Annotated in this window: 13 protein-coding genes; 3 read left to right on the top strand and 10 right to left on the bottom strand. The window is 65.3% G+C overall.

Features of this window, described 5'->3' with window-relative positions:
- Positions 1 to 48: 48 nt before the first annotated feature.
- The 4 genes from JL811_RS04790 to cysQ form a co-directional block, all read right to left on the bottom strand.
- Positions 49 to 1,260 carry a glycosyltransferase gene (locus JL811_RS04790; protein WP_237684815.1) on the bottom strand — a complete coding sequence of 404 codons (1,212 nt, stop codon included), beginning with the start codon at positions 1,258 to 1,260 and terminating at the stop codon, positions 49 to 51.
- 22 nt (positions 1,261 to 1,282) lie between these two features.
- On the bottom strand, positions 1,283 to 2,179 hold the full coding sequence (galU, locus tag JL811_RS04785; protein ID WP_202687321.1) for a UTP--glucose-1-phosphate uridylyltransferase GalU: 897 nt from the start codon (positions 2,177 to 2,179) through the stop codon (positions 1,283 to 1,285).
- Positions 2,180 to 2,339: 160 nt separating this feature from the next.
- Positions 2,340 to 3,557, bottom strand: a complete 1,218-nt coding sequence (locus JL811_RS04780) for a glycosyltransferase family 2 protein (protein WP_202687319.1) — start codon at positions 3,555 to 3,557, stop codon at positions 2,340 to 2,342.
- Between the two features lie 139 nt (positions 3,558 to 3,696).
- Positions 3,697 to 4,494 carry a 3'(2'),5'-bisphosphate nucleotidase CysQ gene (gene cysQ / locus JL811_RS04775; protein WP_202687317.1) on the bottom strand — a complete coding sequence of 266 codons (798 nt, stop codon included), beginning with the start codon at positions 4,492 to 4,494 and terminating at the stop codon, positions 3,697 to 3,699.
- Between the two features lie 136 nt (positions 4,495 to 4,630).
- On the opposite strand from cysQ, the gene JL811_RS04770 reads away from it, so the two are divergent.
- The 3 genes from JL811_RS04770 (at position 4,631) to JL811_RS04760 (ending at position 6,994) form a co-directional block, all read left to right on the top strand.
- Entirely contained in the window at positions 4,631 to 5,452 is an 822-nt protein-coding gene (locus JL811_RS04770; protein ID WP_202687315.1) for an ABC transporter permease, read from the top strand.
- Positions 5,449 to 6,090, top strand: coding sequence for an SH3 domain-containing protein (locus tag JL811_RS04765; protein WP_202687314.1), 642 nt, complete (start codon positions 5,449 to 5,451; stop codon positions 6,088 to 6,090). The genes JL811_RS04770 and JL811_RS04765 overlap by 4 nt, the downstream gene beginning before the upstream one ends.
- Positions 6,091 to 6,211: 121 nt before the next feature.
- A complete protein-coding gene (locus JL811_RS04760; protein WP_202687312.1) occupies positions 6,212 to 6,994 on the top strand; it encodes a hypothetical protein in 783 nt (260 codons plus the stop codon).
- Positions 6,995 to 6,999: 5 nt separating this feature from the next.
- On the opposite strand, the gene JL811_RS04755 is transcribed toward JL811_RS04760, so the two are convergent.
- The 6 genes from JL811_RS04755 to JL811_RS04730 form a co-directional block, all read right to left on the bottom strand.
- On the bottom strand, positions 7,000 to 8,685 hold the full coding sequence (locus JL811_RS04755; protein ID WP_202687877.1) for a hydantoinase B/oxoprolinase family protein: 1,686 nt from the start codon (positions 8,683 to 8,685) through the stop codon (positions 7,000 to 7,002).
- A 1-nt stretch (position 8,686) separates the two neighbouring features.
- Positions 8,687 to 10,720, bottom strand: a complete 2,034-nt coding sequence (locus JL811_RS04750) for a hydantoinase/oxoprolinase family protein (RefSeq protein WP_202687311.1) — start codon at positions 10,718 to 10,720, stop codon at positions 8,687 to 8,689.
- A gap of 108 nt (positions 10,721 to 10,828) precedes the next feature.
- On the bottom strand, positions 10,829 to 11,524 hold the full coding sequence (locus JL811_RS04745) for an ABC transporter ATP-binding protein (RefSeq protein ID WP_202687310.1): 696 nt from the start codon (positions 11,522 to 11,524) through the stop codon (positions 10,829 to 10,831).
- Positions 11,517 to 12,227 carry an ATP-binding cassette domain-containing protein gene (locus tag JL811_RS04740; RefSeq protein WP_202687876.1) on the bottom strand — a complete coding sequence of 237 codons (711 nt, stop codon included), beginning with the start codon at positions 12,225 to 12,227 and terminating at the stop codon, positions 11,517 to 11,519. The genes JL811_RS04745 and JL811_RS04740 overlap by 8 nt, the downstream gene beginning before the upstream one ends.
- Complete coding sequence (locus tag JL811_RS04735; protein WP_202687309.1) at positions 12,224 to 13,171, bottom strand: branched-chain amino acid ABC transporter permease; 948 nt, start codon at positions 13,169 to 13,171, stop codon at positions 12,224 to 12,226. The genes JL811_RS04740 and JL811_RS04735 overlap by 4 nt, the downstream gene beginning before the upstream one ends.
- Entirely contained in the window at positions 13,168 to 14,046 is an 879-nt protein-coding gene (locus JL811_RS04730; RefSeq protein ID WP_202687308.1) for a branched-chain amino acid ABC transporter permease, read from the bottom strand. The genes JL811_RS04735 and JL811_RS04730 overlap by 4 nt, the downstream gene beginning before the upstream one ends.
- Positions 14,047 to 14,121: the final 75 nt, after the last annotated feature.

Raw genomic sequence — 14,121 nt, 5'->3', positions numbered from 1 at the left:
TCCTGCCGCGCTGTCCTGACCGCCCGGGCCTGCCGTCAGACTTCAGGGTTAACCAATGGCCCTTAAGACTGTCTTGCAATGCATCTCCCAATCCGGGGGTGCAATAGCCTGTGCCCGTTGCGCAACCTCTCCGGGTATTCCCTGCGTCAGCATCCCTATTGCTTCTGCCCAAGCATAAACATCTGTTGTTTCGCGGTAAATGGGATAGTCCCCCAATGTCTCATGGTAGATCGGCAGATGTGGCAGGACGACCGGCACGCCCAGGGCCGCGGCCTCCAGCGGGGGCAGGCCGAAGCCCTCGACATGGCTGGGAAACAGCAATCCTTTTGACCCGGCCAGAAGCCCCGCGACCTGCCCGTCCGTCAGACCGGGCAGTTCAAAGACATGGCCGCGCCGCGCGCCCGGATCGTCAAGGCGGCGAAAGACCGGCGCATTGGACCAGCCACGCGCGCCCAGAATCAGCAGTGCGGGGACCTCGCCCTGCGCCCCGGCCAGAATCCGGTCCCAGAGATCCAGCAGAAAGCCGTGATTCTTGCGCGGTTCGATCGTGCCGATGGTCACGAAATAGGGCCGGCTCGGCGGTATAGGACGCGGCGCTGCGCGATCGGGCAACACAGGGTTCAGCCCCAGCGGGGCGGTGACCCCGGCGGGCAAAGGACCCAGCCGGGACAGCTGCGCCTCATTCCGCGCGCGGGTCGCGGCGGCGGTATGGATCACCAGATCGGCATGGGCCGCGATCACAGCCAGCTTGCGGGCAAAGACCGGGGGAATGTCGGGGCGGGTGAATTCGGGATGATCCAGCGGGATCGTGTCATGGATCAGAACAGCGATGCGCGCCGCGCCGCCCCGCCGGGCCGCCCGCATCATCCGGTGGGACAGATTGGCATGGCCTGTATTGAGCAGCACAAACCCTGCGGGCAGATGACGGCGCAGCAGGCGCGGCAACCACAGGACCGGTGCGCGGGCCAGCGACAGGCGGCGAAGTGCGGTTTCCGCGCGGGCGCGGGTGGCATCGCCGCGCACAGTAAGGCGTGACAGCAGATCGGCGGGCGGAAGGTCAGACCCCGCTCCGGCGATCAGCCGCTGCAGTCCGGCAAGCCCCCTACGGTCCAGCAGGAGGCACCCCGCATGGGTGCGCGCCAGCCCGAAGACCGGCGCGCCATCCTTGCACAGATAGTCCAGCCACGCGGCCTCGACCCGGTCCACTCCGGTCAGCGGGCCGCGCCCAAGGCGCGACATCAACCGCGTGACGTCAAGCAACCGGGCCCTGACGGGCATCGCGTTACTGGGCGGCGCGTTGCTGCGCCATCAGATCGCCAAGATAGGCCGCAAATTCATCGCGCAGATCGGGGCGTGCCAGCCCGAAGGCCACGGTGGCCTGCAAAAACCCGGCCTTGGAGCCGCAATCATAGCGCTGACCCCGGAAGCGGAAGCCATAGACGCCTTCCTTGCTGTCGGTTTCCTGTGCAATGGCATCGGTCAGCTGGATTTCCCCACCGGCGCCCTGCTTGATCTTGTTGAGGTTGTTCAGAACCTTGGGCGACAGGATATAGCGCCCGATCACGGCCAGATTGGACGGCGCGTCCTCGGCATTCGGCTTTTCGACCATGCCCTTGACGCGGACGATGGACCCCATATCCTCTGAAACATCCAGAACACCGTAAGCGCTGGCCTTTTCGGGTGCCACTTCCATCGCGGCGACCATATTGCCGCCGGTCTGTTCATAGGCCTCGACCATCTGTTGCAGACAGGGCTTTTCTGCGGCGATCACGTCATCGGGCAGCAGAACCGCAAAGGGTTCATCACCGATCAGGCGACGGGCGCACCAGACCGCATGGCCCAGACCCATGGGGCGGTTCTGGCGGACATAGGCGATGGCGCCACTGTCCATATTGGTATCCTTCAGCGCCTCCAGAGTGTCGAGCTTGCCCTTGCGGCGCAGTTCGCTTTCGAGCTCAGGGGCATTGTCGAAATAATCCTCTAGCGCGGATTTCCCGCGCGAAGTGACGAAGATGAATTCCTTGATCCCGGCGGCGCGCGCCTCGTCAATCGCGTATTGGATCAGCGGGCGGTCGACCAGCGTCATGATCTCTTTCGGAATAGACTTCGTGGCAGGAAGGAAGCGCGTTCCCAAACCCGCAACCGGGAACACCGCCTTGGTGACCTTCTTGACCTTCATGGTTTCAGCCCCTTTTAACAACTTCACTTTGCGACCAGCCTTGGCTGATCTGACCCGATACTTCGCCCCGATCCGGACGATACTGCGCAGGCCTACTCGATACGCCAGCAATTATCGCCGGAAAATCACCGAATCGCCACTGGATTCGGCGGTATAACGCTTATCTCACCGGACGGGTCCCTGCGAGCAAGGCAATTGTCTGCGCAATCCTTGCCGACGGGGCGGCAAAACGGGGGGCGGGATGGTCGCGATGGGCCTTGCCGAAGCGCCCGCCGGTCACCTCCCACCAGCCACCGGGGTGGAACTGCTGGATCTGGGCGCGAAACCCGCGCCGCAGCGCGAAGAGCGTGACGATATGGCCATCGGCCACCCGGCCCGCCGCCTCGCGCCGCAACTGGTCCAGATCGCGGCCCTGCAGCACCAGCCCCGGGCGCGCCCCGCTTTGCGGCATTGGACTGAACGGGGACGGCGGCAAGGCAGGCAGGGCCCGAGCGGCGCGCAGCTCGCGGCGGCGGCCCGCCTCCATCCCGGCACGCAACCCTGCCATCAGCCGTGACACATCGCGCGGTTCCAGCGCGCCGGCGACCATCAGGCCGATCAGCCTTGCGCGCTGCACAGCCAGATGCGCGGCCGCGGCCCCCTCATCATCCGGTGCATGGCGGCGCAGGAAGGCCGCGATGCTGGCCCCTATCTCGGTCAGATCCGTGGGGGTTCGGTCCGCACGGCGCCGGTCCGAGGCGGCATAGCCGTGATGAACAACCGCGCCGGGGACGACCGCGCTCAGCCCGCCGCTTGCGGCAAGGCGCAGATTCACATCCGCCTCATCCAGATAGAAGCGGAAGGCGGGGTCGAACCCCCCCGCCGCGATCAGATCGGCGCGGCGAAAGGCGCAGTTCGTGCCCTGGGTCTTGATCGCAACTCCCGCATCGCCCCGGTGCAGGCTGACCCCCGGGCCGGGATCGAACGGATGGTCGAAGCCGCGCCTGTCCACCCGCATCGCGCGCCATTGCCAGCCCAGACCCGAGCGGCCGCGCACATAGCCGCCCGCCTGTGTCACATCCGGATCGTGAAAGGGCGCTGCAAGACGCGAAAGCCATGTCGGTTCGGGTACAGCATCATCATCCAGAAAGGCCACGACCGGTGCGGCGGCCAGCCCAAGGCCCAGATTGCGCGCGGCCGAGATGTTGGCCTCGTCGAATTCCACCATCCTGACCGGCCAGCCGCCCGCCCGCACGGCCGCCGCCGCCGCCGGATCGGCCACGACGATGACCTCGAATTCGGGATGGTCCATCTGCGCCACAGCCGTCAGCGCCCGCAGCAGCGCCGCGCTGCGGTGACGGCTGACAAGAATCAGGCTGACGGCGGGAAGGGGTGGCATGACGGGATGTCCGATCTGGATCTGCCCGACAGTAGGAAGGAACGGCGCGCCGCGTCCAGCGAAAGGCGCGCCGCCGGTGCCTTCTGGCCCGATGTCGGGGTCGATCCGCTGCGCGGATCAGCCCCCGGTCATGCCCCGCTCAGCCCTTCTGCAGCGTCACGCCCGGAGCGTGGGCGATGAAAAAGGGGTTGTCCCAGCCCGCCTTGCCATAGGTCAGCGGTTGATGGTCATCAAAGCGCACGACCTGTCCGCCCGCCCCGCGCAAGACGGCATCACCCGCCGCCGTATCCCATTCCATCGTGCGGCCCAGTCTTGGGTAAAGATCCGCCTCGCCCGTCGCGACAAGGCAGAATTTCAGGCTGGACCCCGCACTGGTCATGTCCTTCACGCCGTAACGCGCGATATAGGCATCGGTCGCGGCATCGCGATGGGATTTCGAGGCCACCACCATCAGCGCCGAATTGTCGGGCTGTGAGACGCGGATTTCCCGCGTGGGACCGGCGCGGTCTTTCCGGAATTCCCCTGTTTCCTCAACCGCGCGCCCGTCGGCGCGGGTGTAGAACAGCCGTTTCTTCGCCGGCGCATAGACGATCCCGCGCAGCGGCACACCGTTTTCGACATAGGCGATATTGACGGTGAAATCTCCCCGGCGCTGGACGAATTCCTTGGTGCCGTCCAGCGGATCGACGATCAGGAAGGTCGCGGCCCGCAGATCATGGCTGTCGGCCTGTTCCTCGGTAATCAGGGGCAGGTCGGGAAAGGCCGCGCGCAGCCCCTCCGAGATGACCGCATCGGCGGCCAGATCGGCCTCGGTCACCGGGCTTGCATCGGATTTGGCCGCAACCTCAAAGCCCGGGCCGTCATAGACCGTCATGATGCGGTCGCCCGCCTCAAGCGCCAGGCGCCGCATCACCGAAACAAGCAGATGAAAATCCATACCATTCCTTCCCTGCACCCGGATCCCGGGCGCATCATTGCCAAGTTCTGTCGCTGTCCTTATCCTTGCTGTGTAAGGGATCGGCAAGATTTCCCGGACATGTTCGCAACGGACCGCCCCCGCGGAAGGGAAGCAGATGTTTCAGAGACAGGCTCCGAAAACCCCTCTGGGCAGCGCATTCGCGATCCTTGAGCTTATTTTCCATGCGACCGTGCGCAATATCCGCAAAACCCATGGCAATGCGGTGATCGGTCTTTTGCTGAACATCTTCCAGACGGTCATGCTGGTCGCGGTTTTCTACGTCATGTTCAATCTGCTGGGTCTGCGCAGCAGTGCGATCCGGGGCGATTTCCTGCTTTATGTCATGTCGGGCATCTTCATGTTCATGACGCATATCAAGGCCGTTGGCGCGGTCTCGGGTGCGGAGGGGCCGACCTCGGCCATGATGAAACATGCGCCGATGAATACGGTCGTTTCGATCACTTCGGCGGCGCTTGCCGCGCTTTACACACAGTTCCTGTCGGCGGCTGTCGTGCTTTACGTCTATCACGCGGCCTTTCAGCCGATCACCATTCATGACCCGATCGGCACGATGGGGATGTTCCTGCTGTCCTGGGGAACCGGGGTGTCCGTCGGCATGATTTTCATGGCATTGAGACCCTGGGCGCCCGAAGCGGTCACGATCCTCACGCAGCTTTATCAGCGCGCCAATATGATCGCCTCGGGCAAGATGTTCGTGGCCAATATGATGCCGGGCTATATTCTGGCGATGTTTGACTGGAACCCGCTGTTTCATACGATTGACCAGGGGCGGGGGTTTATCTTTCTGAACTACCATCCGCATTACAGTTCGGTCTCCTATCCGGTCTATGTGATGCTGGCGCTGATCGTGATCGGGCTGATGGCCGAACATTACACCCGGAAATATGCTTCGGTCAGCTGGGGGGCGGGGCGTTGAGGCGCGCGGTTGCGGCCCTTGTCGTGGCGCTTTTGCTGACGGGGTTTTCCGTTGCGGCCCCGGCGCAGGATCTGCCTGCGCTGCATGATGTGACGGGCGTGGCCGCAGACGACCAGTTGAATATCCGGGCCGAACCCTCGGCCTCGGCCCCGGTTCTGGGCGGCTTTGCCCCCGGCACTGCGGGGGTGGAGGTGACCGGGATTTCACCAGACGGGGGCTGGGGCCGCGTCAATCTGAATGAACGGGCGGGCTGGGTTTCGATGCGATTCCTTGCCCGGCAGCCGGGGCCGGACTGGTGGCATCTTGCGCAACCCCTGTCCTGCTACGGGACCGAGCCGTTCTGGTCGCTGCGTCTGGACGCGGATGCCCGGCGGCTGAATCTCAGCCGCATGGGCGGGGATCCGGTGGATCTGGTGATCGACTGGTCCGCCGATGTTTCCGGGCGGCGCGGTCAGGCGGGCATGGCGTTGCGCGGGCCGGACAGCACAGGTTTCGCGGCCCTGACCGGGCAGGACTGTTCCGACGGGATGAGCGATTTCAGTTTCGGCATCGCGCTGAGTCTTTTTCTGAGCGGTGAGGGCACCGCGGACGGGTCTGTCGCACAGGGCCTGTCGGGCTGCTGTTCGCTGGCGCGCTGACCGGATTTTACCATCCTTGCGCCAAAACTGCGTCAAAGCGGTGGCGTGGCGTGCCTGACCCGCGCATGGCCGCGTTATCCGTGGCATCATTGGCCCGTCCGACCCGACACCGGAGGCCGTCATGACCCCGCGCCCGCCGCAATCCGGCACATCTGCCGAAGCCGAGAATGAGCTTGTCCTGTCCTTTCTGGCCGTGCGCCGCGCCTTGGGGGTGCTGGGCCTTGCGCTGCCTGTCGCGCTGATGCTCGTGGCGCTGCTGACGGATGAACCGATGCGCCCCTCGATATCCGAATTCTATTTCGGACAAGGGCGGGATCTGTTTGTCGGCATCCTCTGTGCCATCGGCGTCTTTCTCTGGGCCTATGTCGGCTATCCGCCCGCGAAGGCCGGGGAATGGCCGACGGACCGTCTGGTCTCACGCGTTGCGGCGGTGGCGGCCATCGGGGTGGCGCTGGTGCCGACTATGGACAAATCCGCCGCCGGGGGCCCGTTCCAATGCGTGACGGTGATCCAGTGCTGGCTGGGCGCGGATCTGTCGCGCATCCTGCATTACGGCGCGGCGGCGGTGTTCTTTGCCATGCTGGCGGCGTTCTGCCTTATGCTGTTCCGGCGCGGTGCGCCCGGCCCGCAAAGCGCGGACAAGATTGCCCGCAACCGGATCTATGCGATCTGCGGCTGGGTCATCCTCGGGGCGATGGCGGCCATCGCGGTCTATGGGATGATCTATGCGGGGCGGGACGCAGCCGGGCAGGCGGCCATGGATCGCAGCCGCGCGGTTTTCATTCTGGAAAGCATCGGGGTCTTCGCCTTTGGCATTTCATGGCTGGTCAAGGGCGAAAGCCTGAAACCGCTGCAACGGATGTTGGAGCCTGACACGGCGCCCCCCGGTGATGCGGGGCCATAGCGCGGTCAGCCCTTGCCGGGAAACAGCGCCGCCGCCTGTTCGGGTCTGTAGCGGCCAAGGCGGATATCCTCGGCCACCAGCGCAGGGTTGCGATCCTTCGGGTCACCATAGCCGCCGCCGCCGGGGGTGCGTACGCGCACACGGTCACCGGGGGCAAGGGCGATGTCCTGCGCCTTGGACAGATGTTCGGGGGTAAAGGTTTCATGGCCGCGTGTCACCTCAACCCGGTTCACCGCGCCATCCTGCCCGCCAAGCGCCCCCTGCGGGCCGGTCCGGCCATGATCCATCACGAAACTGGCGCGGGCATGGCCGCGCAGCAGTTCAATTTCGTAATCAAGGCCAAACCCGCCCCGATGCCGCCCTGCCCCGCCCGATCCTTCATGCAGGGCATAGCGGCGATAGAGCACCGGATAGGTCTGTTCCATGATCTCGACCGGCGGGGCCTTGGAAATGCCGATGGTCGAACAGCCATTGGACAGCCCGTCATGGCGCGCATTACCGCCATAGCCCCCGCCCGAGATCTGATACATGACGAAATCGCGGCCCTTTTCCGGGTCATGCCCGCCAAGGCCGAAATTGCCCGAGGTGCCCGCCGGGGCAGCGGTCACGCGGTCGGGGATCGCCTGCACAAGGGCGGCAAAGACGGCTTCCGCAATGCGCTGGCTGACCTCGGCGGCGCAGCCCGAAACCGGGCGGGGATAATGGGCATCAAGGAAGGTGCCCTCGATTCCGGTCACGGTCAGCGGTTCAAACGCGCCCGCCGACAATGGCACATCGGGAAAGATATGCCGGATCGCCAGATAGACCGAGGACAGCGTGGTGGCGCGGACCGAATTCATCGGGCCCGCACAGGGCAGCGACGATCCGGTGAAATCGAAAGTCAGGCCCTCGTCGGAACGGTTCACGGTCAGGGCGATGGTCAGGGGTTCGTTCACCACACCGTCGCTGTCGATATAGGCGCACGCCGCATAGCGACCTTCGGGGATCAGCGCGATATTGGCGCGCATCTGCCGCGCGGCCAGTATCCGCATCTCGGCAATCGCGGCGGTAACGGTCGCATCGCCATAGCGGTCCATCAGTGCAGTCAGCCGCTCTGCCCCCACCAGCAGCGCCGAGGCCTGCGCCTGCACATCGCCGATGCGTTGTTCGGACACTCGGATGTTTGATCGGATGATCGCCCAGATCTCCGGGTCCAGCGTGCCGCGCTTGAACAGTTTCACCGGTGGCAGACGCAGACCTTCCTGTTCGGCAGCCGTGGCCGAGGCGGAAAAGCCGCCCGGCACCGCGCCCCCGGTATCGGGCCAGTGGCCGGTATTGGACAGCCAGCAGAAGATCGCCCCATCGCGCCAGAAGGGCATGGCAAAGCGCACATCCATCAGATGCGTGCCGCCCAGATAGGGGTCGTTGACGATATAGATATCACCCGGTTCGGGCGGCAGGGTCTCACCGCTGGCGATGCGTTCGATCAGATGCCGGGTGGAAAACTGCATCGTGCCGACAAAGACCGGCAATCCACGCTGCCCCTGCGCGATCAGCGACCCGTCGCTGGCCGAATAGATCCCGTCCGACCGGTCATCGGCCTCGGCAATCACCGGGGAAAAGGCCGCGCGGGAAAAGGTCAGGTCCATCTCGTCGCAGACCTGTTGCAGCCCGGCCTGAATGACGGCCAGCGTGATCGGGTCGATTGCTATGTCAGGCATGGGGCACCTCGACGATCAGGTTGCCGTCGCTGTCACCCGTAACGGTGCAGCCGGGATGGATGACGGTGGTGCTGTCCATCTGCTCGATGATCGCGGGGCCTTCTATGCGGGGCATCAGCGGCAGGGTCTCCCGGATATAGACCGGCGTCTCCTGCCAGCCGCCGAACCAGACCGGGCGGTGGCTGGCGGGTGTTGCGGTCGTCAAGCGCCCCGAAGGGTCGATCAGGCGCGACAGGTCCATTTCCGGGCGCCGCCCGATGACCGAGACATTGAGATTGACCAGATTGGCGCGGATCGTCGGCAGCGAGACGCGGAAACGTGCGTGATAGGCGGCCTCGAACCGGGCTTGCAGGTCGGTTCGGGTAGGCGTGGCATCGGGCAAGGGGACGCGCAGAAGGTGGGTCTGGCCGATGAACTGCATATCGGCGGAAAGCTCGGTCTCGATATCTGTCAGGTCAATGCCTGCCGCTCCGATCCGGGCGCGGCCTTCGGTGATCTGATCGGCAAGGATGACATGCGTGCGGTCCATGTCCAGATCATCCAGCGGACGGTTCAGCGTGCGCACCGTGTCGTGCCGAAGGTCCGCCACGACACAGCCAAGCGCATTGGTCATGCCGGGGCGGGCGGGCAGCAGCACCCGGGGAATGCCCAGTTCTGCCGCAAGGGCGGTGGCATGGAGCGGCCCCGCCCCGCCAAAGGCAAACAGCGCGAAATCACGGGGATCTGCGCCGAGAGAGACGGAGACCATGCGGATCGCCCCCGCCATATGGGTGTTGGCAATGCGCAGGACGGCTTCGGCGGCCGCTTCGGCGGTCAGGCCAAGCGGGGCACCGATGCGGGTGGCAAAAGCCTCGCGCACGGCATCCTGTGCAGCCCCAAAACGGGCGGCGGGAAGGCGGCCCAGCAACAGGTTCGCATCCGAAATTGTCGGTTCCGTCCCGCCCCGGCCATAACAGATCGGTCCGGGATCGGACCCTGCAGAATGCGGCCCGACCCGCAGCATGCCGCTTGCATCGACCCGGGCGATGGACCCGCCGCCTGCGCCCACGGTGCGCACATCGACCATGGGCACATGGATCGGCATGGCATATTCGACTTCGATTTCATTGGAAACCGGGGCGCGGCCCTGACGGATCAGCGCGACATCGGTCGAGGTGCCGCCCATGTCATAGGTGATCAGGTTTTCGATCCCCGCCCGCCGCCCAGTGGCCAGCGCCGCCATCACGCCCGAGGCCGGGCCGGACATCACGGTTTTCACCGCCTCGGCCGCGACCGATTGCGCGGGTACCATGCCGCCATTGCCGTTCATCACAAGAAGGTCGCGCGCATAGCCGCGCGCCGCCAGCGACCCCGCAAGGCGGGAGACATAGCGTTCCAGCAAGGGCTGGACCGAGGCATTGACGGCGGCTGTCACGCCGCGCTCAAACTCGCGGCTTTCTGACAGCAGCGCATGGCCGCAGGTGATATAGGCATTGGGCCAGAGCCCGGCCGCGATCTCGGCCGCGCGCAGCTCATGCGCGGGATTGGCATAGGCATGCAGGAAATGGATCACCAGTGCCTCGCATCCCCGGTCCAGCAGGGTGCCAATCGCGCTGCGCAGCGCGTCCTCATCCAGCGGGGTCAGCACGCGGCCCCGTGCATCCATGCGCTCGGGCACTTCCAGCCGCAGATCGCGCGGGATCACCGGGGTGAAACTGCCGGTCATGCCGTAAGGCGCGGGACGGGTGCGGCGGCCCAGTTCCAGAACGTCGCGGAACCCCGCAGTGGTGATGAGACCCGCGCGCGCCAGCTTGCGTTCCAGCACGGCATTGGTGGTGGTCGTGGTACCATGGACGATAAGTCCGATGGCCTCCAACTCGACCCCGGCCTGATCCAGCGCGGCCAGAACGCCGCCCGCCTGACCGCCGGTTTCCTCACGCAGGGTGGTCGGCACCTTGGCAAGCCGCACCGCGCCCGTGGCCGGATCAAGGATCACCAGATCGGTGAAGGTGCCGCCGACATCGACGCCCGCGATGAGGCGGCTCATGCGCGGCGCTCCGATTTGCGGACGCGCAGAAAGGCGGCTGTCTGCCCCCTCCTGGCGCTGGGCGCCAGTTCACCCCTGAGGGTATTTGAACCAAGAGAACGCAGCATGTCAGACACCGACATAGGTCTGGAATTGCGGTGAGGCGGGTGTGAGGGCGGCGGCGGCGCAGGTTTCGGCAAGAATGCCGTTCTGCAGGAAGGCAACCTGATCGGCCATCGAGAGGACCGCATCGACGCGCTGTTCGACAAGGATTGTCGCGACCCCGGTGGTTTTCAGCAGCATCACCGTGTCGCGGATCGCGGCAATCATCGAGGGTTGCAACCCCTCGGTCGGTTCATCCAGCAAAAGAACGGCGGGTTCGAGACATAGCGCGCGGGCAATGGCCAGCATCTGCTGTTCGCCCCCCGACAGGGTGCCCGCGCGCTGGTCCAGCCTTTCGCGCAGGCGGGGAAAGAGGTCCAGAACCTTGTCCCGCGTTGCCGCGCCGTGGTTCCGGGTCATCAGGCCGATGGTGATATTCTCGGCCACGGTCAGATCAGAAAACAGGCGCCGGCCCTGCGGCACATAGCCGATACCATGGCGCGGCACCTCATGCGCGGGCAGGGATTGCAGTTCGGTTCCCTTCAGGCGGATCGTTCCGGCGCTGGCCCGGACCTGCCCCATGATCGCGCGCAGCATCGTGGTCTTGCCCGCGCCATTGCGGCCCATGACGCAGGTGACCTCACCGCCCCGGGCGGTCAGGGTGACGCCGCGCAACACCTCAACCGCGCCATAGCCGCCGCTGAGATCGGAAATCTCAAGCATGACCGCCCCCCAGATAGGCGGCCTGAACCGCCGGATTGGCGCGGATCGCGGCAGGGCTGCCGCTGGCAAGGGTCTGGCCGAAATTCAGCACGGTGATCGTTTCGGCCAGATCCATCACCACATCCATGTTGTGTTCGATCAGCAGCACGGTCGTTTCAGGAATGACTGAGCGGACCAGCGCCTTGAAGCCGTCGATTTCAGACAAAGCCAGCCCCTGCGTCGGTTCATCGAGGATCAGAAGGCGCGGCGACAGCGCCAGCCCCATCGCGATTTCCAGCAGGCGCTGATGGCCGTAAGCCAGCGTTCCGGCTGTCTGACCGGCCAGACCGGCCAGCCCCACCCGGTCAAGCGCTGCCATCGTATCGGCGGCAAGGGTCCGGCTGCCCCGGCGCTGCACCGGCAGGGCGACATTGTCGAACACGCTCAGATTGGCGTAGATCGAGGTGATCTGGAACGTATAGGCAATGCCGCGCGCGACCCGTTCATGGGCGGGCAGGCGGGTGATATCCTGCCCGGCGAAGGTGATGCTGCCCGACTGCACCGGGATGCGGCCGCAGAGCAGGCTGACAAAAGTGGTCTTGCCCGCACCATTGGGGCCGATCAGCGCATGGATGCGCCCGGATTCAAGATCGAAATCCACCCCGTCCACGGCCCTGAGACCGCCGAAATGGCGCGTCAGCCCGCGGGCAGAAAGCAGCGTCACGGCAGCCATTTCAGCCCCCTTTCGCGCAGTGCGCCCAGAATGCCCTTGGGCGCGAACAAGACAAGGATCAGCAGCGCCAGCCCCACCACGGCCAGATGCGCGGTGGTATAGCCTGACGAAATGTCGATCAGGTAGAACATCACCAGCGCGCCAAGGAAGGGCCCCAGCACCGTGCCCGCCCCACCCAGAAGCACATAAAGCAGCGGCAGGATCGAATACTGGATCGAGGCGAAGGTCGCCCCGACATAGCCGAACAGCACCGCATAGGCCGCCCCCGCAGCCCCCGCGTAAAGCCCCGATATGCCAAGGGCCAGCAGCTTGTAGCGGAAGGGATCGAAGCCCAGCATGCGGGAACGCTCTTCATTCTCGCGCAGCGCCACCAGCACCCGGCCGGTGGGAGACCGCACCAGCGCCAGTTTCGCCAGCATCGCGACCGCAAACAGCGCCAGCGCCATGAAATAGCGCGTCGTGCTGTCCGACAGGACCAGCCCGCCAAGGCTGCGCGCGGCGGTGGAGATCACGAATCCCTCATCCCCGCGCGTGACGGCGCCGAAATAAAGGATCGTGAGATAGCCCGCCTGCGCGAACATCAGCGTCACAATCATGAAAGAGACACCCCCGGTGCGCAACGCCAGCAGCCCGGTTGCCACCGCGACCGCCCCGCCCGCCGCCAGCCCCCCAATCAGGGCGATGCCGGTCGGCAGCCCCCATTGTTCGACCCCCAGCCCGGTTGCATACAGCCCGGCCGCGAAGAACAGCGCATGGCCAAGGCTCAGCAGCCCGGTATAGCCAAAGGCGATATTGTAGCCCATGGCGAAGACCGCCAGCACCATGATGCGCGCAATATTGGTGTGGTGATAGGAAGGCAGCAGGTATTGCGCCGCGAAAAGCGCCGCGATCACCGCCAGATGCAGGATCAGGCTGCGGTCAAGGAACCGGGTCATCGCTGCCCTCCGAACAGGCCCTGCGGACGGAAGACCAGCACCAGCGCGACGAACAGCGTGGCAAGGATCTTGGCCAGCGTGGGCGAGAAGAAGACCGAAATCACCCCATCCGACAGCCCGATCAGCAGTGCTGCGACCAGCGTGCCGCGCAAGGACCCCAAGCCGCCGATGATGACCACGATGAAGGACAACAGCAGCGGATCATGTCCCATCAGGTAATGCGCCTGCTGGATCGGCACGATCAGAACCGCCCCCATCGCCGCCATCGCCGCCCCAAGGGCAAAGACCGTCGCGAACACCCGGTCGACATTGATGCCGAAGGCACGCGCGGTGTCGCGGTCGGCCTGCGTGGCGCGCATGACCAGCCCGGCCCGGCTGCGCGTCATGAACAGCCATATCCCGATCAGGATCAGCGCCGCCGCGATCACCACCGCGATCTTGTAGCCGGAATAACCGAACCAGGGCAGTTGCAGCCGCAGATCAAACGGGGCCAGCACCGGCCGCGCATCGGGCCCGTAAAAGCTGAGCGCGGCCTGCTGGAAGATATAGGACAGACCGATGGTTGCGACGATTGTCGCCTCGGGGTCATAGTTCAGCCGTTTCAGGATCAGCCCGTCGGCCAGCGCCGCCACCGCCCCCACGAACAGGGGCGCCAGCAGCAGCGCTGCGGCAAAGCCAAGGGCGGGATGCCCCGGCACCGCCTGCGTCACGAACCATGCCGCCACCGCGCCCAGCATGAAAAACTCGCCATGCGCGACATTGACCACCCGCATCACGCCGAACACAAGGCTCAGCCCGACAGCAGTCAGCGCCAGCACGGCGGACATGACCATGCCCTCCATCAGGGCAAGCAGAAGAAAGGGACCGAACTCCATTCAGCGATCCATCCGCAAAAGAGCCTTCATTTCATCCTGGCGAAAATACCTCGGGGGTAAGCCGCCACGCGGCGA

This window comes from Szabonella alba, assembly GCF_016765775.1.
Lineage (GTDB): Bacteria > Pseudomonadota > Alphaproteobacteria > Rhodobacterales > Rhodobacteraceae > Szabonella > Szabonella alba.
This window is presented reverse-complemented; position numbering and strand designations above follow the sequence as displayed.